The 24,179-nt window shown below is 44.2% G+C and carries 25 protein-coding genes and 2 pseudogenes; 13 read left to right on the forward strand and 14 right to left on the reverse strand.

Translation table 11 applies throughout. The features are described from left to right. Positions 1-330 precede the first annotated feature (330 nt). Positions 331-792, forward strand: a complete 462-nt coding sequence (locus tag NB463_RS18180; protein WP_005392508.1) for a TetR/AcrR family transcriptional regulator — start codon at positions 331-333, stop codon at positions 790-792. A gap of 191 nt (positions 793-983) precedes the next feature. On the opposite strand, the gene NB463_RS18185 is transcribed toward NB463_RS18180, so the two are convergent. The 6 genes from NB463_RS18185 to NB463_RS18210 are packed head-to-tail and all read right to left on the reverse strand — an operon-like array spanning position 984 to position 5,568. Then, positions 984-1,766, reverse strand: a complete 783-nt coding sequence (locus NB463_RS18185) for a heme ABC transporter ATP-binding protein (protein WP_085344544.1) — start codon at positions 1,764-1,766, stop codon at positions 984-986. Next, complete coding sequence (locus NB463_RS18190) at positions 1,766-2,803, reverse strand: FecCD family ABC transporter permease (protein ID WP_047008433.1); 1,038 nt, start codon at positions 2,801-2,803, stop codon at positions 1,766-1,768. Before NB463_RS18190 ends, NB463_RS18185 begins: the two co-directional genes overlap by 1 nt. 9 nt (positions 2,804-2,812) lie before the next feature. Beyond that, on the reverse strand, positions 2,813-3,682 hold the full coding sequence (locus NB463_RS18195) for a heme/hemin ABC transporter substrate-binding protein (protein ID WP_258431307.1): 870 nt from the start codon (positions 3,680-3,682) through the stop codon (positions 2,813-2,815). Between the two features lie 28 nt (positions 3,683-3,710). After that, on the reverse strand, positions 3,711-4,124 hold the full coding sequence (locus tag NB463_RS18200) for an ExbD/TolR family protein (RefSeq protein WP_048625312.1): 414 nt from the start codon (positions 4,122-4,124) through the stop codon (positions 3,711-3,713). Then, on the reverse strand, positions 4,121-4,819 hold the full coding sequence (locus NB463_RS18205) for a MotA/TolQ/ExbB proton channel family protein (protein WP_005392513.1): 699 nt from the start codon (positions 4,817-4,819) through the stop codon (positions 4,121-4,123). Before NB463_RS18205 ends, NB463_RS18200 begins: the two co-directional genes overlap by 4 nt. Continuing rightward, positions 4,819-5,568, reverse strand: a complete 750-nt coding sequence (locus NB463_RS18210; protein WP_258431308.1) for an energy transducer TonB — start codon at positions 5,566-5,568, stop codon at positions 4,819-4,821. Before NB463_RS18210 ends, NB463_RS18205 begins: the two co-directional genes overlap by 1 nt. A 160-nt stretch (positions 5,569-5,728) precedes the next feature. Between NB463_RS18210 and hutW the strand changes: the two genes are divergently transcribed. The 4 genes from hutW (at position 5,729) to NB463_RS18230 (ending at position 8,853) form a co-directional block, all read left to right on the forward strand. Beyond that, positions 5,729-7,099, forward strand: coding sequence for a heme anaerobic degradation radical SAM methyltransferase ChuW/HutW (gene hutW, locus NB463_RS18215; protein ID WP_258431309.1), 1,371 nt, complete (start codon positions 5,729-5,731; stop codon positions 7,097-7,099). 29 nt (positions 7,100-7,128) lie between these two features. Further along, complete coding sequence (hutX, locus tag NB463_RS18220; RefSeq protein WP_047008487.1) at positions 7,129-7,632, forward strand: heme utilization cystosolic carrier protein HutX; 504 nt, start codon at positions 7,129-7,131, stop codon at positions 7,630-7,632. A gap of 56 nt (positions 7,633-7,688) precedes the next feature. Beyond that, the gene (gene hutZ / locus NB463_RS18225) at positions 7,689-8,219 is read left to right on the forward strand and encodes a heme utilization protein HutZ (protein ID WP_065645732.1); all 531 of its coding nucleotides are present in this window, start codon (positions 7,689-7,691) and stop codon (positions 8,217-8,219) included. A 97-nt stretch (positions 8,220-8,316) separates the two neighbouring features. After that, positions 8,317-8,853 (forward strand): ATP:cob(I)alamin adenosyltransferase, encoded by a 537-nt coding sequence (locus NB463_RS18230; RefSeq protein ID WP_258431310.1) that lies wholly within the window; start codon positions 8,317-8,319, stop codon positions 8,851-8,853. 101 nt (positions 8,854-8,954) lie between these two features. Here the strand turns inward: NB463_RS18230 and NB463_RS18235 are convergent, their stop codons facing one another. After that, positions 8,955-9,869: a chemotaxis protein gene (locus NB463_RS18235; RefSeq protein WP_005392519.1), complete on the reverse strand. Its 915-nt coding sequence runs from the start codon at positions 9,867-9,869 to the stop codon at positions 8,955-8,957. 214 nt (positions 9,870-10,083) lie between these two features. Between NB463_RS18235 and ppiC the strand changes: the two genes are divergently transcribed. Continuing rightward, complete coding sequence (gene ppiC, locus NB463_RS18240; RefSeq protein WP_074189873.1) at positions 10,084-10,425, forward strand: peptidylprolyl isomerase PpiC; 342 nt, start codon at positions 10,084-10,086, stop codon at positions 10,423-10,425. A 124-nt stretch (positions 10,426-10,549) separates the two neighbouring features. On the opposite strand, the gene NB463_RS18245 is transcribed toward ppiC, so the two are convergent. The 3 genes and pseudogenes from NB463_RS18245 to rcnR all read right to left on the reverse strand — a co-directional run bounded on the left by NB463_RS18245 (position 10,550) and on the right by rcnR (position 12,368). Further along, the gene (locus tag NB463_RS18245) at positions 10,550-10,978 is read right to left on the reverse strand and encodes a hypothetical protein (RefSeq protein ID WP_065645734.1); all 429 of its coding nucleotides are present in this window, start codon (positions 10,976-10,978) and stop codon (positions 10,550-10,552) included. Beyond that, positions 10,975-11,901 carry a zinc dependent phospholipase C family protein gene (locus NB463_RS18250; RefSeq protein WP_258431311.1) on the reverse strand — a complete coding sequence of 309 codons (927 nt, stop codon included), beginning with the start codon at positions 11,899-11,901 and terminating at the stop codon, positions 10,975-10,977. Before NB463_RS18250 ends, NB463_RS18245 begins: the two co-directional genes overlap by 4 nt. Before the next feature lie 195 nt (positions 11,902-12,096). Beyond that, positions 12,097-12,368, reverse strand: a pseudogene (rcnR, locus tag NB463_RS18255) (Ni(II)/Co(II)-binding transcriptional repressor RcnR). An 8-nt stretch (positions 12,369-12,376) separates the two neighbouring features. Between rcnR and NB463_RS18260 the strand changes: the two are divergent. From NB463_RS18260 to NB463_RS18270, 3 genes and pseudogenes are all read left to right on the forward strand, one after another. Further along, a pseudogene (locus NB463_RS18260) lies at positions 12,377-12,598 on the forward strand (nickel/cobalt efflux protein RcnA); the annotation flags it as partial. A 52-nt stretch (positions 12,599-12,650) separates the two neighbouring features. After that, positions 12,651-13,001, forward strand: a complete 351-nt coding sequence (locus NB463_RS18265) for a DUF3147 family protein (RefSeq protein ID WP_258431312.1) — start codon at positions 12,651-12,653, stop codon at positions 12,999-13,001. A 345-nt stretch (positions 13,002-13,346) separates the two neighbouring features. Next, positions 13,347-14,906 carry a methyl-accepting chemotaxis protein gene (locus NB463_RS18270; RefSeq protein ID WP_258431313.1) on the forward strand — a complete coding sequence of 520 codons (1,560 nt, stop codon included), beginning with the start codon at positions 13,347-13,349 and terminating at the stop codon, positions 14,904-14,906. Between the two features lie 131 nt (positions 14,907-15,037). On the opposite strand, the gene NB463_RS18275 is transcribed toward NB463_RS18270, so the two are convergent. Further along, positions 15,038-15,937 carry a LysR family transcriptional regulator gene (locus NB463_RS18275; RefSeq protein ID WP_258431314.1) on the reverse strand — a complete coding sequence of 300 codons (900 nt, stop codon included), beginning with the start codon at positions 15,935-15,937 and terminating at the stop codon, positions 15,038-15,040. Positions 15,938-16,079: 142 nt separating this feature from the next. On the opposite strand from NB463_RS18275, the gene accD reads away from it, so the two are divergent. Beyond that, positions 16,080-16,943 carry an acetyl-CoA carboxylase, carboxyltransferase subunit beta gene (gene accD / locus NB463_RS18280; RefSeq protein ID WP_065645740.1) on the forward strand — a complete coding sequence of 288 codons (864 nt, stop codon included), beginning with the start codon at positions 16,080-16,082 and terminating at the stop codon, positions 16,941-16,943. 31 nt (positions 16,944-16,974) lie between these two features. On the opposite strand, the gene NB463_RS18285 is transcribed toward accD, so the two are convergent. Then, the gene (locus tag NB463_RS18285) at positions 16,975-17,952 is read right to left on the reverse strand and encodes a hypothetical protein (protein ID WP_258431316.1); all 978 of its coding nucleotides are present in this window, start codon (positions 17,950-17,952) and stop codon (positions 16,975-16,977) included. A 448-nt stretch (positions 17,953-18,400) separates the two neighbouring features. Here NB463_RS18285 and NB463_RS18290 point away from each other — a divergent pair, with 448 nt between their 5' ends. Both NB463_RS18290 and NB463_RS18295 read left to right on the forward strand, forming a co-directional pair. Further along, complete coding sequence (locus NB463_RS18290) at positions 18,401-20,818, forward strand: M9 family metallopeptidase (RefSeq protein WP_258431317.1); 2,418 nt, start codon at positions 18,401-18,403, stop codon at positions 20,816-20,818. Positions 20,819-21,103: 285 nt separating this feature from the next. Then, positions 21,104-21,334: a PAS factor family protein gene (locus NB463_RS18295; RefSeq protein ID WP_005375384.1), complete on the forward strand. Its 231-nt coding sequence runs from the start codon at positions 21,104-21,106 to the stop codon at positions 21,332-21,334. 77 nt (positions 21,335-21,411) lie between these two features. On the opposite strand, the gene NB463_RS18300 is transcribed toward NB463_RS18295, so the two are convergent. After that, positions 21,412-21,789 carry a carboxymuconolactone decarboxylase family protein gene (locus NB463_RS18300; RefSeq protein WP_258431318.1) on the reverse strand — a complete coding sequence of 126 codons (378 nt, stop codon included), beginning with the start codon at positions 21,787-21,789 and terminating at the stop codon, positions 21,412-21,414. 58 nt (positions 21,790-21,847) lie between these two features. After that, a complete protein-coding gene (locus NB463_RS18305; protein WP_005392533.1) occupies positions 21,848-22,204 on the reverse strand; it encodes a MerR family transcriptional regulator in 357 nt (118 codons plus the stop codon). Between the two features lie 518 nt (positions 22,205-22,722). Here NB463_RS18305 and NB463_RS18310 point away from each other — a divergent pair. After that, positions 22,723-24,072 carry an alpha-amylase family protein gene (locus tag NB463_RS18310; RefSeq protein ID WP_258431319.1) on the forward strand — a complete coding sequence of 450 codons (1,350 nt, stop codon included), beginning with the start codon at positions 22,723-22,725 and terminating at the stop codon, positions 24,070-24,072. Positions 24,073-24,179 lie beyond the last annotated feature (107 nt).

Consider the following 24,179-nt stretch of genomic DNA (forward strand, 5'->3'; position numbering starts at 1 on the left):
GGTCTTTGAATAGTTTCGATGAATAAATGGCGCAAGGTTTTGATGAGACTAACTTTTCGCCTTATTTTGAGTAGCATGTATTGACAAAAACATAACTGCAAATTGCACATTACGCACTGTAAAGACGTTATGATTTGGAACTTAACTTTATATTAAGTAGTTGCAGTACATATATCCAAATGGCCTTAATGCGCAGGTGTTAGCGGTTCAATTTTTAGGTTTCGCTTAACGAAGTGCCTTGGGCAACTTGGGTATAATGCTAAGAATGATTTCATTCTGGCCTCATTTAATAGTGAGTTAGATGGATTTACAAAGAGAAGAGCTTAAAATATGCCAAAGCGTAGTAAAGAAGATACCGAAATCACTATCCAAAAGATCATGGATGCCGTTGTTGATCAGCTACTAAGACTAGGTTACGACAAAATGTCGTACACGACTCTAAGTCAGCAGACAGGTATATCTCGTACCGGTATTAGCCATCACTTCCCTAAGAAAACGGACTTCACCGCCGCACTGGATGGCCGTATCTTTAAAATGTTTATTGAACACCTAGAGTTTGATAAAGGGCTAAGTGCATTTTCACAAAGTTGGATTAAAGCACTGGAAGATGCTGAGTTCCTCGCGATTTTACGACTGCTATTCCATCACATTGTCACGGCCGAAAATGCGCAAGAATTTGCTGCTAACGGTATTGACCGTTTATACAAAATGGTTGAAAGCCAGTTTGGCGCAGGTGGTGACAAAGAGCTCGAGTGGTTGATTGGTCGTTCATTGATCCAAATGAGTAAGTAATAGCAATTGAGAGCGCTAGATGAACACTTGTTTGCTGCTTTGGTTGTAAAGCCAAGGCAGAACAAAGTAATTTTCTCGCCGCTCTTTTGAGCCCAAGATTCGATTAAATATCAAAGCAAAGGCCCGCAATATGATTATTGCGGGCCTTTGTCGTTTGGAAAGCAGAAGAGACGGCTCAGAAGAGAGACACGCTAAGCGGCGGCGTGAACTTGAGGAAAGTCTAAAGTTGGATGTTTTGTCACGATGGAGCGGTAGCCATAAACGTGCTCAATGCGCTCTGGCGTCAGTGCATTCCATGGTGTGTCATCACAAACCAGTTTTCCCTTATGCAAAAGTACAAGTCGGTCTGCGTACTGGGAGGCTAAATTCAAGTCATGCAACACGACAACGACTGCGGCGTTCTGTATTTTCGCGGCCTCACGAGCAATCTTTAACGTGTTGTGTTGGTGGGCGAGATCTAACGCAGAGGTTGGCTCATCAAGCATCAAGATTCGTTCCTCGCCAGATTGGTGTAGCTGTGTCATCACGCGTGCTAGATGTAATCGTTGCTTTTCGCCACCAGATAAAGATGGATAGAGGCTTTCTGCCAAATGCAGTACATCGGTTTGTTTCATGTAATGTAAAGCTAACTTAGTGGTTTCTTTATTGGACAGCGATAGCGGAATCGCGCCTAATTCGACCACTTCTCTGGCTAAAAATGGGAAGGTCAACGTACTGTGCTGTGGAAGCATCGCAATGTGTTTTGCGCTTTTTTCAGGCTCCCAATCATGCTTTTGTTTACCGAAGTAGGCGATGTCATGATTTGAAGAGATTTCACCACACAGAAGCTTGAGCAAAGTACTTTTGCCCGCACCGTTGGGGCCGAGTAGGGCGGTCACTTCACCAGCTCGGATATCAATATTGATGTCATCGAGAACAACGCGCTTGCCAAATTTCATCGAAATGTTTTTACCCGATAAAACGATCTGGTTCATTACAAAATCTTCCCTTTCTGCTGGAACAATAAGTAGATGAAGAAGGGCGCACCGATCAAGGCGGTCACGATACCGACGGGTAATTCTGCTGGTGCCACGGCAATACGAGCAAACATATCAGCAGCGGTAAGAAGCAGCGCTCCCATGAGTGCAGAGATTGGCAGTAGCGTTCTATGGTCGGGGCCTGCTAGCATGCGTCCTAAGTGAGGAATCACGAGCCCAATAAAACCAATTGCACCACTAATACTCACCGTAATACCAACCCCCAATGCAGAGAGCAAAATAAGCTGTCTTTTGAGTTTTTGGACTGGAACTCCCAAGTGTCTTGCTTCTGATTCCCCTAGCAGCAGAGCATTTAGCGCCATCGATTTTTTCTGGAACCAGAATGATAGGACGACCAGCGTGACAGCGGATAGGCCTATCCCCGACCAATTTGCGCCAGCTAATGAGCCCATGGACCAAAGTGTCAGATCTCGTAGCATCTGATCATCAGCGATAAAGTTCATATAACCGATCGCCGCTCCTGAAAGCGCGCTGATGGCGACACCAGCTAACAACATAATCGTAACTGAGGTACCAAATTTACTTGTGCCGAGTTTATAAACGAGAATGGTCGTCAACGCACCACCTAGGAAAGCAAAAAGAGGCAGCGCAGCTAAGTTCATCAGTTGCGGATAGTTTTGGCTAAACTCAGCAAATACAACAATAGCGAACGCACCGCCAAGTGCTGCCCCAGCAGATACACCAATGATACCAGGCTCGGCTAATGGGTTACGGAACAAGCCCTGCATAACCACACCACAAATTGCCAAAATGGCGCCGATGAACATACACAAAATGGTGCGAGGCAATCGGATCTCATTAATCACCAACTGAATGTGAGGAGCGAGATCAGAACTGCTTCCTGTTAGGCTACGCAAACTGTCAGTGAAACTAATGCTCATTGGACCTACTGTAATAGAGGCGATAGCAACAAATGCTAAAAAGCCACTAAGTACTGATAACGTCGTTGAAAGGGAGATACGTCTTAACAACATGTCATGTCTCTATGGGTAAAGCAGCGCATTCAGACGCTCGGCTTCTGCAAGGCTTTTAAGACCCAAACCACCAACAAGGGCGTGACCGTCAATCGTGATGATATTTTTATTCATTCCCGCAGGTGTTGCGGCGAGAAGTGGCATTGCTTTTAAAATCGCATCGGCACCGCCCAGCGTTTCATAGCTGCGACCGCTAACGAGAATAACGTCAGGCTGCATCTCTACCATGGCTTCTGTGGATAAAGGCTTGTAAGAAGACAGCTGGTCAGCAGCTGGGTTTTGTCCGCCTGCTAGCTGGATAATTGCATCGGGGGTGGTTTCTGATCCTGCAACGTTCGCAGGTCGACCTTCATGGATGAGTAGAAACAGTACTTTCTTTTTCTGAGCTTGAGCAGGTTGATTTGCATTGAGTGCTTGAACTTGTGCTTTCACATCTTGCTTTAAATCTTCCGCTTTAGCCTGGCGATTCATAAGGTTCGCAATTTGATCGATACGTTGGTAAAGGCCCTCAACGTTGGCATCGGTATTGACGATTTCTACATCTACCCCCGCCGATTTTAATTGGTTCAATGCCGTTTTCGGTCCCATCTCATCAGAGCCAATGACTTTTGTCGGACGTAAGGCGAGCAACCCTTCTGCTGAAAGGCGGCGATGGTAGCCTACTTTAGGCAGCTCCATGCCTTTTGGTAACTGACTGGTTACGTCGATAGCAACCAAGCTATCTTTGGCGTCGAGTTCAAGCAACAGTTCAGTGACGGCACTGCCTGCACTAACAACACGCTCTGATGATGGTGTTTCATTGGCAAAAAGTTGGCTACTCGCAAGTAGGGAAATGGCTGCCGTAACAACAGCATGAATGGTGGCACGTGTGTTCTTCATTTTGAAAGGATCTCTATCTTACTTATTTTTATGATGGCTCTTCAGTGAGTAACTGAGTTGCCTGAATTCCGTTTTCTTGTAAAAAGCCGAGAAGTTGAACTAGCGACTGAATGTTCGCGGTTTTTTCTGCTCCAATCACAATCGGTTTATCGCTTGATTTACTCTCTTCTAGCAGCGCGAGGGTAAAGTTGTCCCAATCGATGTATGTCTTGCCGTTAATGGCCCAGTAAGGCTCGTCTTTGAGAATATTTACCGTGATGGATTGCTTATCGACATTTGCAACGGCCTGAGATTCTGTACTCGGTAAATTGACATCTAATGAATCGAGCTTGACCGCTGCAGTTAACATCAGGAAAACCATTACGATAAAAATGATGTCCAACAGCGGTGTTAAATCAGGAGTTAAGTCGTTACGAGTGTTGTCTTGTGGCGTTTTAATCATTGTGCTTCTGCCTCGACCTTTGCAGAAGAGCGCACTGCTAATGTTGAATTGTCTGGCGACACGTGTTGCAGAGAGATACCTTCAAGCCATAAGTTGACATAGTTTAATGTGTGTTCGAGTTTGGCGATCACACGATCCGCCCACAAACCAATGATTTGTGCTCCTGAAATCGCAGGAAGGGCGATAATAAGGCCTGCTGCAGTAGTTCGCATGGCCAAACCTAGACCGTCTGCCAAATCATTCGGGGTGATATTCCCCGTTGAGACAGCGATGCCTTTGAACATCTCAATTAAGCCAAGTACCGTACCAAGCAAACCAATCAAAGGGCTGATGACGCCAATCAACGTCAGTAAGCGAAGGCCAGAATGCAGCTGATGACGTTTTTCTTGCAGCCAAATGCCTGCGGCATCTTCTCTTAGAGACTTTGAGAAAGAGTGATGGGCAAGCAACATGGCAACGCCACGATAAAGGAGCGGTCGCTTATGCGACAATTCTTCTGCAAGCGTCTCAAGATCGTTTCCATTCGTTGGGTCCAATCCAATGAGCTTTTGGCGAATGGCTCGTTTCCCGACGCCAAGGCTAATCAAAACGTGGAATAACCGCTCGGTAATGATCATGACGGTGAGGGCTGAGCAAATGATCAAAGGCCATGTCATTAGGCCAAGTTGAGTTTGTAATTCTTGTAGTTGTTCCATTATCCATCCAACTTAAAACGAACAGGTACTTGTACTCGGTGAGCCACTTTTAGCCCGCCCGAAATATGTGGTGTAAATTGCCACTGTTTGATGGCACGAAGAGCTGAGGCGTCCAGCGATTCTGTGCCGGAAGACTCAATCAAAACCTGTTTAATTTGATTGCCATTTTCATCGAGCCATATTTCATATAAGGCTACGCCTTCGATACCGCGTCTTTGTGCAGATCTTGGGTAGCGAGGCTGAGTTGGTTGATTCACAAACGTTGGTTTGTCGACCAAAATAGGTTGAGACGTTGCCCCTTTGGATTGGCTCGCTGGCGCGGTTTGCTGAGCGACCATCTCTTTCTTCGCCGGTTCCGTTTTTTTCTTCGGTTTGGCTTCGGGCTGATTCTCTTGTTTTGTTACGGCTTTGGCTGGTTCCACCGTCTTAGGCTTAGATTGTTTAATCGGCTCTGTTTTTTTCTTCACTACCTCTTTCTTAACAGCGTCTTTCTTAACGACCTGTTTCTTTACGATCTTCTTTTCTGGCTCAGGCTGCTCCTGAGGCTGCGGCTCTTTTGGTGGCGCCACATTTTCTGGCGTGGATTTTTCGACGGTAGGTGGTGGTGCCGATACAAGGTTTAAACTTACCGAACTTGCTGGATTTCCAGCAGGCATCGCGAACACTTTCGTTTCTTGAGAAGCAAAAAGAAGTGCGGCATGGATGGCAAGGGAAGCACCTCCTGCAATGACATATCTTTGTACGTTCACGGAATATCTCGGGAAACTATGAAAACTTGAGCAGATTATTACTCACAACCGAAATAAGATCAATTATCAATTGCATTATCATTACGCTCAAATTATGATTCTTGCAGATTTTTAAAGACCAGCCTCTACCCCTTATATGGTGGGAGCTAAGCGAGTATATATGAGCGTCGATATCGATAAATTTGACGAATCAGTGTTGGGAAGCGATAGCCCTGACCCATTGCGATTTGCCTTTGTTAAGAAACATTCGGCACACGCTGGCGGAGCGAGCGTGCCTGCACCTCCACCTCAGCAGCAGGCGATTTTTTCAAGCGTTACCGCTAACTCGGTTAAAGCGACCAATAAACGTTGTCTTTATATTCACGTTCCATTTTGTCGCGTACGTTGCACCTTTTGTAACTTCTTTCAAAATGCTGCGAGCCGCGCACTGGTTGATGAGTACTTTGACGCACTGATGCAGGAGCTCAAGGAGAAAGCTGCATTGCCTTGGACACAAAACGGTATTTTCCATGCTGTGTATATCGGTGGTGGAACGCCAACGGATCTGTCTCCAGCACAGGTTCGCGTGTTAGGTCAGGCGATTCATGAGCACTTTCCTTTGGCTGCGGATTGTGAAATCACCTTAGAAGGTCGCATCAACCGTTTTTCTGATGAGCTATACCAAGGCGCTCTCGACGGTGGATTTAATCGTTTCTCTTTTGGTGTGCAAAGTTTTAATACACAAGTGCGTCGCAGCGCGAAACGGTTAGATGATAGAGAAGATGTGCTCAAGCGAGTTAGCGAGATTGCCAACGATGACAAAATTCCTGTCATTATCGATTTACTCTACGGCTTGCCTTATCAAACCAAAGAAGTGTTAGAGCAAGATTTAAATGATTTTCTCTCGACTGGCGCACACGGGTTGGACTTATATCAGTTGGTAGTCGGTGGTTCAGCACCCATGCTTAACCTTGTAGAAAAAGGAAAAATCCCCCCACCAGCTACCACGCCAGAAAAAGCAGGCATGTATGAGCTCGGTGTGAACTTTATGGCCAAACACCATATGAAGCAACTGAGTGTGAACCATTGGGCAATCGATAACCGTGAACGTAGTTTATACAACAGTTTAGCCAAGACATATGCAGAGGTACTGCCAATTGGCTGTGGCGCTGGAGGTAATATCGGTGGTTACGGAATGATGCAACATCGCACATTGGCGACCTATATTAAAGCCATCAAAGAAGGGCAAAGCACCATCGCTATGATGATGAAGCAAAGCCCTCTAGAGCCACTATTTGCTGCACTCAAATCCGGGTTTGATCGCGGTATCGTTCAGGCAAACCAACTGCCATCGTTTATGGGGGAGGACACGTTCGGATTTTTAATGCCCCTATTTAAAGTGTGGCAGCAAAAAGGTTTAGTGGAACTGCATGAACGCAGCCTACTTCTTACTCTTGCTGGTAGTTTCTGGGCTGTTTCATTGGCTCAAGGTTGTATTCAGGTACTTACGTCAGAGATGAACGAAACCGTACCGAAAGTATCCAATAATTAATGAAAAAATTGAAAAAAGACGGAAAACATATGGAATCAATCAAACAACAAGTTGAAGCATTACTAGAGCAAGAACCGCAATTATTGCCAGCAGCGATGGCAGAACGTCTCGGTATTTCTGAATTTGAGGTTGTTGCGGCTTTGCCGCAGGAAATGGTGGCCATCGCTCCAGGAGCGCAAGCACAAAGCATTCTAGAAGGTTTGGTTGGCTTCGGCCCAGTGACGACTATTGTTCACTCTTTTGGCTCTATTTTTGAAGTCAAAGCGCCATTCCCAAAGGGAAAAGTAGCGCGTGGCTATTACAATTTAATGGGCAGAGAAGGTGAGCTACACGGTCACTTGAAGCTAGATAATGTTAAAAATGTTGCATTGGTCAGCAAACCGTTTATGGGCAGAGAGAGTCACTATTTTGGCTTTTTCTCTGAGTGCGGAAGCAATATTTTCAAAGTTTATTTAGGCCGTAACGAAAAGCGCGAGCTACTTGAAGATCAAGTCACGGCATTCCGCGCCCTGCAAGCCGAATTGAAAAAGTAATCACAAACATAATCGAGGCTCAACTCGAATACTAATTAGTAAAGTCAGGTATCAATATGGATCAACAAGTTAAACAAGAGCGTTTGCAAGGTCGTTTAGGGCCAGAGATCAAAGAGTTTCGTCAGGAGCGTCGTACGCTTCAGCTTGCAACTGTCGATGCAGAAGCTCGCCCTAATGTAAGCTACGCGCCTTATGTCCAAAATCAGGAAGGCTACTTCGTACTCATTTCTAAAATCGCTCGTCATGCTCGTAACCTTCTAGAAAATCCAAACGTTTCTTTGATGATGATCGAAGATGAAGAATCTTCAAAGCAGTTGTTTGCTCGTAAGCGCTTAACTTTTGATGCTGTGGCAAATGTGGTTGAGCGTGACACGGAGATGTGGCACCAAGTTGTTGGACAAATGAAAGAGCGTTTTGGTGAGATTATTGATGGTCTCAGCCAACTAGAGGATTTCGTGTTGTTTAACTTAAAGCCAGAATCGGGGCTATTTGTGAAAGGCTTTGGTCAAGCGTATCAAGTCTCTGGCGACGATTTAGTGGACTTTGTTCACCTTCAAGAAGGTCACAAGAAAATCGAAAGTGCTTGATTGTAAATCGGTCATGTAAATATCGAGCATTCGGAATAATGAACGCATAAGGGGAGTTAGGTTATACTGGCTCCCTTTTTTATATTGGAACAAAAGCATGAAGCCTGTGAGCAAGGAATTGAGCGAGATTTGCTATCCCTTTATTTACGAGGACAGTCCGGTTTGTGACTTTGAAATCACGGCAGATGAACTTTGTAGTCGTATTGGTTTAGTTCTTGCGATGGATCTGGACGAGTTTAGCCGCGATATACTGACAAGAATGCAGCCTAATGTTTATCACCTAAATGGTTCGGTTCGCGGAAAGCTAGCGATTACAGAAGCGGAAGTTGAAGAGCTAAAGGCAGATTATGAATTACTTAAGCAACGCATTGATGGTGGATTCAAAGGTTTCGTTCTACCTGGAGGGCACCCAGCATCCAGTCAATTGCATTTGTGCCGTTGCCAAGCTAAAAAAACGGTACGAGCATTAGTTGCGATCGAACATGCAGGTAAGAAACAACCTGCCCCTATTCTATTTCGTTACGCGAACTTATTGGCGAATGTACTTTATAGCTTGACTTCTTATATTAATCACATCAATCAAGTCGAAGAGACAGAGTTTGTATCTCGTAGTTACTCGATGCCAAAGAAGTGACCTGAGAAACTAGCAGCTGCGAACATCAAAGCTTCTGCGCGAAAAAATGGCCGCAAAACACCCATATTCGACAATTTGCTTCTTGGCTGTTTAGTTAAGAGTTAAGAAGCCATAGCTTTGGCTTCTAGTTCTTTTGCACCGCGCAGCATGGCTTCAATCAGCTCACCAGCATTGAACTTCTCAAGCGCCTCGTGTGCGCCAACTTGGTGAGCTCTGTCTACACAGATTTCGCTCGATAACGACGTATGCAAAATGCGGTATGAGTGATTAAGAGCGGAGTCATTTTGTACTTCGAATGCTAACTCGTAGCCGTCAAGCCCTGGCATCTCAATATCACTGACCAAAATATCGATTGGTCGATGAGCCTCAGCCTCGCTTTTCATCAGTTCTAATGCGTCTAAACCATTTTTACAAATTTGGTATCCGATATTGATACTATCAAGAGCATCGCACAGCTGTTTACGAGCGATGGAAGAGTCATCCACCAAAAGAATGCTTAATGCTTTTAGGCGCTCACGTTCAACATCTGTCAGCATCGGGATCTTTGAGTTTTCGTATTGCGGATAAATTTTGGAAAGCAGCAGTTCTACATCCAGCATCTGAACCGTTTTGTCTTCGTAGCGAGTAATACCTGTTACGAAAATATTTTTCCCAGCGCTCGCTGGTGGGGTTTCAATGGCTTTCCAATCGCATTCAATGATCTTCTCAATACTACGAACCATAAAGGCGACCACGGTTCGCAAACAGTCTGTCACGATCAAGTAGCAATTCTTGTATTCTTCTTCACTGATAGGACGAAAGCCGACAGCCGCTGACATGTCGATCACAGGCACTGTTAAGTTACGTATTGTAACGGTGCCAATGACGTGATGATGCGAGTAAGGGATCTTCGTGGTTGGCATATACGGAACGATTTCACGGACTTTTAGCGTGCCTATCGCGAAACTCTGTTGCAGGGTGAGTTTGAACATCAACATGCCCTGAGATTGATTCGCTTTACTAACGACTTTTGCCATGAAATAACCTTATAAATACCACCGAATTGTGTCTAATCTAATCTTATCAGACGAAGGCTTCAACCATCGGAGAGACAAATGTGAGCTTTTTAGACAATCTCTTAAAGAATAGTGATTAACTGAGCAAAACTTGGTTGTATTTTAATCTTGTTATGCCGAAAGTTTTATAGTCCCATGTATTTGAACCTTGAAGCCGCCTAGGTATAAACAAGAAATGTTTGGCGTGTTAAAAGGGATTGGGTACACTTGCGCGACCAGAATAGTGAGAGATAGATCAATGGCAAATACAGCAGCCGCATTACATATTCTTGTGAAGCACAAAGAGCAAGCAGAAGACATTATCAAGCAACTGAAAAAAGGCGCAAAGTTTCAGACACTAGCGAAGAAGTATTCCACTTGCCCGTCAGGTAAGCGCGGTGGTGATCTTGGTGAGTTCCGCCGTGGTCAAATGGTACCTCAGTTCGACAAAGTGTGCTTTTCTGGCGAGGTTCTGACGCCACATCTAGTCAAAACCAAGTTCGGCTGGCATGTTGTAAAAGTGCTTTACAGAACGTAGTGATTTCTTACAGGTAAGCTTGAGCTTTTTAAATATTACCTGTTTCTGCATATTGTGAGTAATACATGACAGGCATAAGTTAAAGCCATGTATTACTCATAAATTTCCTCTATTTTCCCTACTGTTAATCAGTACAAAGAGCTGCCGCATCAAGTTTGATTTGGCATGAGTAAGGTTTTGGAGAGTCCCAATAGATCTTATCAAATTCTGAGTTGCAACCTGCATCTTCCATTAATGCTATATCTCCGTCACATATCAACATAACTGCATTATTACCTTGAAACTCTGAAAGAATTCGATAATTAGAAATGTTTCCATCGATAGCTAACTGTGAGAGTTTGGTGATTTGAGCTGGATTAGCTGACATCGCATTTTCGAAGATTTCTTTTTCTGTTAGTCCTGCTGTTTCTCCAAACTTGAGCTCACCGTCAACAGCTTGGGCTACATCTTTTAAAATCGAGGCCATATCAAACATGACTTCTTCAGAATATTGAGATTTGTTAGCGCAAGAAGTCAATGAGAGAAGAAGGGTGATAACGATGATTAGCTTCATAGATTTCTCCAAGCACTAAGCTGTCCGTTTTCATTTCGACCAGTGTCTAAATTCCAATTTTCAAAAAAGCCAGTATCTTGGTTTTCATAAATGGAAGCTGCCAGCTTTTCCCAAAATATTTGGATTGTCTTAATCGCCTTATCAAAAATTTCATCGTAGTGCTTAATACCATCTGGCGTTTCTAAATCCTGAATATAAGTAGAGTCAACTTCGTTTGGAAGCGGGTAAGTTAACCCTAGTTTGGAAGCCACATGCCTCGCCCAGGGAAATAAGCGATGCGACTCCTCAGCATTATCCACAACGGATTGAAATCCTTCGTGCCAGACGTTTACGTCAGGTTCGCATTCTTTAGCATATTCAGGGTAAGTAGCTGAAAGGGCACTAGACCAAATAGTACGAATAACTGGATCTATTAGGTTGTTGTTACTCTGGTCCACACAACTGCCGATGTTTTCTCTGACTCTATCTGCAAGGCCAATACTTCCGAGTTGCATCCTGGATGGCCAAATATAAGCATCTTGGTGCATTTCGCAAATTCTGTGGTGCTGGGCGTTTTCTGCGTAAGGGCCCACTTTTAATTCAACAACAGGATGAAGAGTAATATCGGTTGCCACATGTGCTACAAAGCCACATAACCATGAGAAGGTTTTTTCAAAGTGTTCGTTATCTGCGGCCTTTACCTGCTGAATAAGAGCATCAATTAGCTTACCAACGTGGTTGTAATGCATTTTATCTGCCCACTTATTTTGCGCAGAATCCATTAGAGCAAGGTAAGGATAGTCGGGGCTCACACAACCGAGCTCTAAATACCGTTTATTTTGAGCTAAAGCCTTTTTTGCTTCTTGAGGTATGTTTAACTTCATCAATGCATTATTAGCAGAAGCTTCATTTACCGCTGTGATATGTGCGAAAGCACCAGGCATAGTAACCTCCATGTACAGTTTAAATGCATGGAGTTTACTATGCAGACAATGTGTTCGCTGCGACTCGAGTCTTATAAAAATAATGTTTATGTATTGGATATCGAGCGAGGCATTTGCAAATTATCGCCTTAGGACTTGCGTTATCTATTTTAATGACAATCGATAATGGCACTTCAAAAAATTAGTGAAATCGTGTTATTTGATATAGGAGTCCAACACTTTAAGTACAACTTCCATATCAGCTTCACGCTTTTCTAATTCTTCCTCCAATACGACGTGTTCGATGAGATGGCCTTTGATCACCTCTTTCATTAAGCCATTTACAGCCCCTCGAATTGCAGCGATTTGTTGCAACACATCTTGGCACTCATGTTCTGCTTCCAGCATTTTTTAAGACCATTCACCTGACCCTGTATTTTGCTGACACGGGTATTGAGCTTCTTTTGATCTCTGGTTGTACGCGACATGGATTAGAGCCATGACACTTGGTGCAACCTTGGTGGTGTCGTTCAGTATTGGTCTAGCGTTAACTTTAGTTGCGGTTGGTGTTGTCGCGGCAGTGGGCGTTCAAAAAGCAACATCGAAGTGGGGTGGTTTGAACGATGTGGCTCGTCGTGCACCTTATCTATCGGGGATCTTGATTAGTGCCGTTGGTATGTATATGGGCATGCACGGGTTTACGACGTTAATGAGCTAAGCTCTGTTGTAATTATTACGTCGCTTTTTTGTTTATTAAAGGTAGCTCTTTCATGTTGTGGATGATTACTAAGTGCGCGTTAACCGCAGGAATAGTGGTGCTGATATCTGAAGTTGCCAAGAGAAGTGATAAAGCGGGAGCGCTGATTGCAGCGCTCCCGACGGTCACTATTTTAGCTTTGATTTGGATGTATATTGAAGGGCAAGGTCAGGAAAAGCTCGCGAACCACGCGTTTTATACTTTTTGGTATGTACTGCCTACATTGCCGATGTTTCTAGTTTTTCCTTTCTTACTGAGCCGATATTCGTTTTGGTTCTCTTTGGGAATTTTCGTCATTATTTCAATCGTTTGTTTCTTCATTGTGACCATCGTTATCAAAGAGTTTGGAATAGAATTAACTTAATTGAGCAAAGGAGAATTGTAAGAATATAGGTCGAAGCGCTCGCTTATTTATATTTTCAAGGCTCTAACTAGAACTCTTTCTTTAACACTCGATGCTAGTGTGGCCGCTTACTTTAAGTTAGCGATTGCTCTCTTGTCTTTCAGCCAAACCTCGTAGAAATGTGACGTTTTGAAGACTTTTCTTCCTTCATTCTAAAGTTATCGGTAATCAGGCAGATACAGTGGCTACAAAGTTACGTCTAGCTTTGCCAGACAGGCTAAAAATATAGTTTGTGTTGGTTATAAGAGGCGAAAGGCTTAACGCTCTGTCGTGAGCATCACATTGAATTGTACCGAGACAATTAAAATGAAAAGAATCATCTTATTAGCCGTTTGCGCCATGTTTGGTATTGCTGTTGTAGCAAGTATGGCATCAACGTACCTAATTTCGAGTCAGAAAATCGATGACATCATCTTAAACAAATCCCAAGTTCAAGCTGAGTTTTTAGCAGGAAATGCAAGTTATATTTTGGAGAACTCAGCCAACCCAATGCAAGACTTACAATCGCTCGTTGAGGGTTTGAAACAACGTTCAGACGTAAGCTATGCAGTCGTAATTGATCGCAATGTGACGGCGGTTGCTCACAGTGATAAGCAAAAGCTAAATAAAACCTACAATGATAACTACACCGTTGAAGGTGCAACCAAGGGGGTACAACAGTATTCAAAGTGGTATGCCGATGTCCAGAAAGTGTGGGTGTTTGATATCATGGCGCCGATCTACGTGAATGGTCAGTTGTACGGCACGTTTGATATTGGTATTCCTATTACAGAGGTAAGCCAAGCGACGAATGGAATTATTACTTCCCAACTGATTTCCATGGTGGTGATCTTCGTTCTGTGTGTGTTGGCTCTATCGCTGCTACTCAACAAGCTGATGCGACCGCTCTCTGCGCTTAAGGAGGCGTTGCAAGACATCTCGAAAGGTGACGGAGACTTAACGGTTCGTTTACCAGCAAAAGGTAATGACGAAGTCGCACAAATTTCTTCGGCGTTCAACGTGTTTGTTGGCAAGGTACATGAAATCATTACACAAGTTGTAAATACTGGTGTGGATCTGAATGATTCCGCTGTCGCGCTGCGTGGACAATCTCAACAAGCGCTTGCAAGAGGGCAGGAGCAGAATGAGCAAACCATGCTGGTTGTCACGTCTATGAACGAAATGATCGCGACCGTCAACGAAATTGCGTCAAATGCTGCTGGTGCAGCGAGTGCTGCGAGTACGGCAAGTAATGAAACTCAAGATGGCTACAAGACGTTAGAACGCACCAAGACGGCGATGACGAATCTTGAAAACGAGATGAACAGTACTTCCAATATTATCGTAAGCCTTGCGGACAACACTCAGTCGATTGGTAGTATTCTCGAAGTCATTAGAGGGATCTCTGAGCAAACTAATCTACTAGCGTTAAATGCCGCTATTGAAGCAGCGCGCGCCGGTGATGCCGGACGAGGTTTCGCCGTAGTGGCAGACGAGGTCCGTAATCTTGCAACTAAAACGGCTCAGTCCACTGATGAAATTGACAATATGATCCATCAGTTGCAAACCGAAGCCCAAAGTGCGGTTAATTCAATGAGTAATAGTAGAACCCTAATTGAAGAAGGCACTGCAGAAACGGAGCTCGCTCGACAAGCACTAGAGGCAATTGCAGATCAAGTGACCACTATTTTGGATATCAATACTCAAGTGGCAACGGCAACAGAACAGCAATCGACGGTAGCAAATGAAATTAACATGAATATGGATACCGTCAGTCACTCCGTGAAAAACGCGCTAACGGCGAGTGAGCAATTGGAAGAATCAAGTCAACAACTTGCGGAATTATCGAGAACTCTCGATCGTCACGTAGGAGCGTTTAGAATTTAAACGCCAACGGAAATCCTTTTGCAAAAGCCAGTAAATCTCGATTGCTGGCTTTTTTATTTGAGAAAATCGCATGTCGAATTGCTCTACTATGCCAGTTTTTATAGTTATTGGGATAAATGATTAGTGATTAACTAGGCGTTAAGTTTCGCGTGTTGTTTTAAGTGCTCAACAAACATAGAGATTTTCTTGGCTAAGTGCTTTCTAGAAGAGTAAAGCGCATAAAGCACTAAATCTTCAGGTTCGTATTCTAGAGGGATGACTTCAAGCTTGCCGCTCTCGATCTCATCTTTGCATGATTCTATTGGAAGTATTGCGTATCCAAGCCCTGATAACGCGCCAGATTTAGCGAGATGGCCACTGTTTACTTTGAATGATGATTGTACTGTTTGCGTAATATGACCTCCGTCGGGGTTTTTAAACACCCAGGGAGCACCATTTACTGCGGTAAGTGTCGTGATACAGGGAACATGATTTAAATCCGTGATTTTGTAAGGACGGCCGCACTTATTAAGCAGTTGAGGCGCAGCCAAAATAGCACTGGGCCAGCGTTTTATTTCCCTTGCTACCCAATTGCTGTCAGACAAAGTCCCTCTATGAAAACTCAAAATGACATCAAAGCTATCAATAACCTCATCTTTTGGGTTTAGCGTTGTATCGCAAGACAAAGAGATTGAAGGGTATTGCGTGCAAAAGGTGACAACCGCTTTGGTCAGTATAGGTGTGTCTGGCATAAGAATACGTAGCTCTCCTGTTACGGTGTGCGAGTGGCGAGTCACGGTTTCTAGCGCGTTGTTGAGTTGTTCTAATAATGGACGAGTGCTGCTATAGAGCTCTTCTCCAGCTTCGGTAGGCGTCATTCGCCTTGTCGTTCTATTGAACAACCTGATGTTTAACTTTTCTTCAAGCAGGGCAATATGTCGGCTGACATTCGATGTTGGTATATTCAAACACTCAGCGGCTCGCTTAAAGCTGTTGTTTTCATACACACAGTGAAAACTTTTTAACCAGATTTGGTCGACGTCATCAAACATTCTATTGTCCCACTTTATTGGATTATCAAGCCAGCATATCCCACTTTATCCTCATACTGAGTAGCATACAATTTTATTTAAAAGTCAGAGCGGGCAAACGATGCAGATGTCCTGCTACGAGGTGATAAATAATGAGGTACTCATGAGTTGGCTAGAAAGGTTATTTGAGAATAAAAATATAATAGGTTCGCGCAAAGCGTCTATTCCTGAGGGCGTTTGGACAAAATGCCCTGAATGTGAACAAATACTTTATCGCGCGGCATTAAAAGAGAATTTGGAAGTATGTCCTAGGTGCTCTCATCACATGAAAATGGCTGCACGTCAAAGGTTGAACGCTTTTCTGGATCATGGAACACAGCAAGAGTTGGCAAGTGAGTTGGAACCGCAGGATATTTTGGGTTTTAAAGACTTAAAGCGATATAAAGAGCGAATTGCCATCGCGCAGAAAACGACTGGAGAAAAAGATGCCTTGGTTGTGATGCAGGGGAAGTTACTAGGCTTGCCTGTTGTAGCCTGTGCGTTTGAATTCTCTTTCATGGCTGGCTCAATGGGGGCGGTGGTTGGCGAGAAATTTGTCCGCGCCGTTGAAACTGCGATTAATACAAAATCTGGGCTAGTGTGTTTTTCTGCTTGCGGAGGGGCGCGCATGCAAGAGTCTTTGGTAGCACTAATGCAAATGTCAAAAACCAGCGCCGCGTTAAACCACTTATCTGAGCACAGATTACCCTATATCTCAGTATTGACGGACCAAACTTATGGTGGTGTCTCGGCGAGTTTAGCCATGTTGGGAGACATCAATATTGGTGAGCCTAAAGCAAGCATCGGCTTTGCGGGAAGGCGTGTTATTGAACAAACGGTACGTGAAAAGCTACCAGACGAGTTTCAAAGAAGTGAGTTTTTATTGGCACATGGTGCATTAGATATGATTGTGGACAGACGTGAAATGCGTGATCGTGTTGGCGGCTTATTGGCTAAGTTAACCAACGCGAGGGTGGTCTCAGAATAGGTTGTATTAAAGTTAGACTTAGTACTTGCGTTTATTGAGCCGTAATCATTACAAACCGTTCATTTTGGCCCCATCTTGGTTCCGCATTCATTAGGCTGAGATCCAACGCCGTTTGGTATGGGTCAACAGCAAAATGGTCGCTTACTAAACCCCAGAGCATCCAGTTGATTGCGGTTTCATTCTCGGTAAGCTCTTCGAGTGGCGCTTGGAGGAAAAAGTACTCATCTTCGCCATCGTAACCGAGCCGATCATAGATAATGTTGCGTAGCTCTCGATCCAAATCATGTTGGAGGTTGATTGAGTCGTACAGTTGCTCTTCTGTTGGGCTATTCTCATGGTGATAAAAATTGCGTTTTGACTCTTTGCGTAAAGTACCTGCGCCAGTTTCAATGCTTACTTTCTTTTGCGAGTGTTGCTCAAGAACTTGAATGATTTCATCCTCTAGTTGATCGAGTTTACTCAGCAAAACTTGATTGTTTATGTCACCAGCGGGGGAGGCCATCGTTTGGAAGGCTTTCACTCTCTCGTAGACTGCTTTCCCGTGAGGAAGGGCTGCAAAACACTGTTCTCGGAGCGCTTCATTGGCTTGCCAAATGCCCGAGTAGAGCTCGTAATCATGTGTATATGGTGGAAGATCTTCAGTATCTTCCCCTAATAATTCTCGCCAGCGCTTTTGCCACTGTTCTTCTTTTGCGTGTTTTACACGCGCGTATTGCTTAACCCAGCGGTTACGAAGTTTTACCCCAAAAATGGCAAGTCCCCATGGAGCGAGCAAATAAAAATAATAGTGAGAAGAGTTATCCCAAAAGTAACCGTAAACGTAAACACCAAAAGCAAGCACCCAAGTTCCAATAGTACAAGCAATAACCCCGGACATTATTGATGATTGGCGCTTTGTTTCTCTTAATGTATTACCTTCAGCACATAACAAAAAAATGCCGCCAAAAACAAAGGCAAACGTTGTCATGAAGTAGGCAATCCCCGCTCCCAAAAATCCCCAAAGTGACATGTATTATCCCTAGCCAAATATCTGCTTTATTCACTCATCAATGACTCGAGGAGTAAATGTGTTTGATTTGGCGGAGAATTTACCATTAATGCCAACCTTTTTATATGCACTCGATGACTTATTGGTAATGAGTCACAAATAAAAATAGATGGTATCAAGCATCAAAATTTAATTTAGAACCTTTGATTGTCGTGAACTCTATCTGGAAGAGTTAAGAGGGGCGTTTAAGGGCAATTTTCCTCATAAAGTCGTTATTTAGAAAAAGGTAAATTAATGTTTTTATTGATAATTGTGAGAAATCTTGGGTTGGGATTGATCCCATAAATTTAGAGTAAAAAGCCTATTTTTGGGAGCGATTTCATATATTTTATGACACTGATTTCACTGTTTGAGCTGTAAAGAATATAAACCCCCACTCAATGTATGTTAATAATCAATGAGTGTTGTTATGTCTCATATCCGTTTTTTCCCGCGCCATCGTTTGGCGCTTGCTTGTATGCTAGCGAGTGTGTCTAGCTTCTCTTTTGCACAAAACCAGTGCGCTGTTGCTGATTTACAACAATCGAGAGACTTGGCTGCTGCCGTTTCTGGTGCTGAGTATGATTGCTACCACGCTTGGTTTTCAGCTCCTTCCGCAACGCTGAACGATATTTACAGCGAAGCGAGCTTAAGCCGTATCCAAGTCGCGTTGGATCAAGAAATTGCCCGCTATCGTGGAGAAGCAGAGCAAGCTCGTGTTCTAGAAAATCTGGGCGAGTTTATTCGTGCTGCATACTACGTTCGTTACAATGCTGGCACAGGTACACCTGAGTTTTCAGAAGCATTGAGTCAGCGTTTTGCTCAGTCGACGAACCTATTCCTTAACAACCCTCATGCTTTGGATCAAGGCCGTGAACAAGTTGGCGCAATGAAGAGCTTGACTTTGATGGTTGATAACGTGAAGCAGTTGCCGCTGACCATGGATAGCATGATGGCCGCGTTGATGCACTTTAACCGTGAAACCGCGCAGGACACGCAATGGGTCGATGGTTTAAACAACCTGTTCCGTTCTATGGCAGGTCATGTAGCAAACGATGAGTTCTACCGCTACATGGCAAACAATACTCACCATATTGATACATTAGCGAGATTCGCATCTGATAACGCTTGGGCATTGGATACGGATGCGAGCTTTATTGTTTTCAATGCATTACGTGAAACTGGTCGTTTGCTTGCGAGCCCAGATCAGGAGACCAAACGCAAAGCCTTGGTTGTGATGCAACAAGTGATGCAGCGTTACCCATTGGGCAGTGAGCATGACAAACTGTGGCTTGCTGCCGTAGAGATGATGAGCTACTACGCTCCTGAAGGCTTAAACGGTCTGGACCTAGACCAAGCGAAGCAAGATCTAGCAGCGCGCGTGATGCCAAATCGTTTTGAGTGTCAGGGACCTGCCATCATTCGCTCTGAAGATCTAACCGATGCTCAAGCTGCGAAAGCGTGTGAAGTACTGGCTGCGAAAGAAGCCGACTTCCATCAAGTGGTGAATACGGGCAATCAACCTGTCGCTGATGACTTGAATGATCGTGTTGAGGTGGCGGTGTTTGCTAGTAACGACAGCTACGTTGATTATTCTTCGTTCCTGTTTGGTAATACAACGGACAACGGTGGTCAGTACCTTGAAGGGAATCCATCAAAAGCGGACAATACCGCCCGTTTCGTGGCTTATCGCTATGCGAATGGCGAAGATTTATCGATCTTGAATCTAGAGCATGAGTACACGCACTATTTGGACGCGCGATTTAACCAGTACGGCTCGTTCAGTGATAACTTAGCCCACGGTCATATCGTGTGGTGGCTGGAAGGTTTTGCTGAATACATGCATTACAAACAAGGCTACCAAGCGGCGATCGAACTGATTGCAGGCGGTAAACTGAGCCTTTCAACTGTGTTTGATACCACATATTCTCACGATACTAATCGTATCTATCGTTGGGGTTACTTGGCCGTTCGATTCATGCTAGAAAATCATCCGCAAGACGTAGAAAGCTTGTTGGCGTTGTCGCGCACTGGTCAGTTTGAACAGTGGGCGCAACAGGTGACGACATTAGGTCAACAATATGACGCAGAGTTTGAGCGCTGGTTGGATACGTTAGAAGTGGAGCCAGAGCAACCAGGTACTGACCCAGAAGAGCCAACAGAACCTGAAGCACAAGTGACTGAATTGACGGCGAACCAAAGCCTTCAACTCAGTGGCGAAGCGTATAGCGAAAAACTGTTCTACGTTGACGTACCAGCCAACACCGTTCGCTTTAATGTATCTATTGAAGGTGCGGGGGATGCGGATCTTTACATGAGCTACAACAAAGTTGCGCATTACTACGACTTTGAAATGAGCCAGTATGGCGATGGCAGCAATGAAGAGATTGTATTTGAGCCAGAGCAGGATGGTTACGTGAAAGCAGGTCGTTACTACATCAGTTTAACTGGCCGTGATAACTATGACTCAGTGAATCTTGTGGCTGCTTTAGACGTTGAAGCGCAAACACCGCCAACACAAGTGCAAGACGATTTGGCACCGGTGGTATTAGAGTCTGGTGAAGCAAAAATGCTGACCGTTCACAAGCAGCGTTATGCGGCAGTGCATGTACCTGAAGGTGTTGAAGAGGTTCGTGTATGGCTAACGGCTCACTCTCAAACAGGTAATGTCGACCTATACGCGAGTAGGGAGCATTGGCCTACGGTTGAGCAACACGAGTACGTGTCCAACTATGCAGGTAGCAACGAATACCTTGCGATTCCTGTTACTGAAGCGGGCTATGTGCACTTCTCTCTTCAAGCACCAGAACAAGGTGATGACGTTGAAATGTTAGTGCACTTCAACTAAAACATGCTCGATTAGCTGAAATCGAGATAAAAAACGTCGCTCATAGAGCGGCGTTTTTGTTTGTATCGGATGCCATTGTGATCAAACAGCGGCGAATGCCAGTTAATCGGCTGATTTATCGAGTTATCCTTTGCTCTTTTTCTAAACGGCTTTAGGTCTGTATTACAATTTACCGCGCGCATAAACTTTTTTAGCGACGCGTTCTGTGACCTAGCTTCTGATTTGTGCTTTCCAAACGGATACAATATATATGCACCCCGTGCAATAAAGTGAAAAGGGAATGACATGAAAACGCTTATTTATGAAACGTTGATTAGCCTTGCTAACCAAGAACCAGAACAACATGCAAGAATCCGACAAAATCTATATGAACAGTTGGATCTGCCGTTCGATAAGCAGCTGGCTTTGTATTCTTGTGCCCTTGGTCCCGCAAGTTCAGGCAAGTTGGAGAGTAGTCAAGGCATTAACAACGCGGTAGATTGCGCGGTTAAACTGCTTGAAACCCCTGAGCGCTAATTCACTCGTTGTTTAAATCACGGCCCGATCCCCAAGGGCCGTTTTTAATTGCCTTTAAATTGATTTCAACGTCGTGATTACTCTGCTCTTTCCGCCAGCACTTCTTTGAAGGCAAACATGCCGTTTAATGCCGCTGGAAACCCTGCGTAGACGGACATCTGTAAGATGACTTCTTTAATTTCAGCCTCGCTGCAGCCTACATTCAGTGCTGCATTGAGATGTACTTTCAGTTGTGGCGAACAATTCCCCATTGCCGTTAGCGCGGCGACGGTTGCGATTTCTCTCGATTTTAGGTCTAAGCCTGGACGAGCATAAATATCGCCAAACGGATACTCAATGGTGTACTGAGCTAAATCTGGGCAAATATCTTGTAAGCTTTCGATGACGTTATGACCAGCGTCGCCATCAATGTGAGAGAGTAGTTCTAATCCTTTGTTAAAGCGTAATTGTTCCATTGATATGTTCCTAGTGAATAAATGCAAACATACCTTAATCGTTAGAGTTAACTCTAAGTCAACGAACTTTTCCGCTTTTATACAAGGCAATTTTTTCTTCTAGAGCCGTTAAGTGCTTTTGCTGCTGTTCAATGTGGAGCTTGAGGTTTTCTTGGTGTTGCTCTAGCAAGGCTTGGCGTTGTCGTACAGACTCTGAGCCGACTTCCCTTAATTTTGCATATTCCAGAATCTCTTCAAGTGGCATTGCAGTTTCTTTTAATCGCTTTACGAAGCTAATCCAGCTTAGATCTTTCGCACTATACACTCGATGCCCACTCGCGTTTCTATGGACATGTTTAAGTAAGCCAATTTTTTCATAGTATCGAAGTGTATGAGCAGACAAGCCGACGAGGCTAGAAAACTCTTTGATATTCATGATTACCCTCCAAGGTAATTCATACCAATAGGCATAAGCTAAGTTCCGCATTTTGAAGTCATTTCGGGATAGATACAAACGGTAATCTTCCATGTTTTAAGGTGGGATACGCAGAAGGGGGCTATTTTGAATACGCGCCAAACGTGATCCACCTGCCAGTTTCACTTTATTAAAAATTAGTTACTCAATAGAGTGGTTTGGCTGTTTTTAGTCTTTGGCCTCCTTTAGGGCGTACCCGGGCATTTTCTTTCATATATTTTGAATGTAATCTTTTTCAATACAAAACAATGACTTAGTGTGTTTTGTGTGCGGTGTGCTTGAATGTCATCTACTCGTTTACGTCCAGAACCGTTTCTACTTGGGCAATGGAGGAGTCACTACGCCTTCATTTTCAGCCTTGAGTTAGGGCGAAAAGGGTGAGGGCGTCTGATGAATAGCTCTTATAATTTCGACTATTGAATTCATTCACAAAAAAATGCAAACAAGTAATCGTGAGTGAAAACGAGTAGGAGAACAACATGAGTGGCTCACAGGAAATACAATCATTCGGTGCGAATGTTATCTTACATGCGTTTGATTGGAAGTATGCTGACATTGCCCAACGAGCAAAAGAAATCCACGAGCTAGGTTACGGCTCCGTGTTGGTTTCGCCACCAATGAAAAGCGCCCACGATGATCGCTGGTGGCAGCGCTATCAACCTCAAGATTACCGTGTCATCGACAATGCGTTGGGTGATACCAAAGACTTTATCCGTATGGTTCGTGAACTGGAGCAAGTTGGCGTGTGGGTTTACGCTGACGTGGTGTTTAACCATATGGCAAATGAGGCCCACCTTCGCCGAGACCTCCAATACCCAAGGCAAGAGGTCTTGGAGGAATACCAACAAAACAAACAGAAATATCAGTCGCTAACGTTATTTGGCGACTTATCTCAACCGCTTTTTGATGAAGAGGACTTTGTTGAAGCGTTCGGTATTAAAGACTGGAAAGATAAATGGCAGGTACAAAATGGACGCATCACAGGTGGACCAACCGATCCTGGCTTGCCAACCCTCCGTGTTTGTGACCATGTCGTTGAGCAGCAACGCGCTTACCTAAAAGCACTGAAAGCCATTGGTGTGAAAGGTTTTCGTATTGATGCCGCGAAACACATGACGTTAGAGCATCTTAAACGTGTTTGGACAGACGACATCACGCGCGATGTGCATATATTTGGCGAAATTATTACCGATGGCGGTGCGACGGAAGAAGAGTATCAGTTGTTTCTTGAGCCGTATTTACAGGAAACTCGCTTAGGCGCTTACGATTTCCCGTTGTTCTCGACCATTTTTAAGGCGTTTGCTAAAAAGGGCAGTTTCAAGTCGTTGATTGACCCATACTGTTTCGGTCAGGCCCTTTCGCCTGGTCGCGCCATTACATTTGTTGTCACGCATGACATTCCTAACAATGACGTTTTTCTTGATCTGATCATGGATGAGGAAAACGAATGGTTAGCTTATGCCTACATTCTAGGCCGCGATGGTGGTGTGCCATTGGTTTATACCGACTTAAACACTAGCGGTATTACAGATAAAAATGGCAAGCCAAGATGGCAAGGCGCATGGAACGATCCGCGAATGGCGAAAATGATCCAATTCCATAATATGACGCATGGCGAGTCGATGAGTGTTCTTGAAGGTAACGATGATATACTGGTATTTAAGCGAGGGAGCAAAGGCATTGTCGTGCTTAATAAATCGCAGCGTCAGCAGTCTTTGGCATTGAAAATGGATGGCGACTGGGTGGATTTGATGACGGATCAGGACGTTCCATCTGACGGTAAGTTAATTGTGCCACCTAAAGCCTCAATGTTGCTCGTCGAAAACTAAAAAATAAAACACCGAGCTTAGCGAGCTCGGTGTTTATGTTTGTCGGCGGTCATTCAAAGAACGGGTAAAGTCTAATGTAAAACCGAAGTCTTTCGCCTCTGCTATGA

The sequence above is a fragment of the Vibrio sp. RM-41-2B genome, from assembly GCF_024744415.1.
GTDB lineage: Bacteria > Pseudomonadota > Gammaproteobacteria > Enterobacterales > Vibrionaceae > Vibrio > Vibrio diabolicus.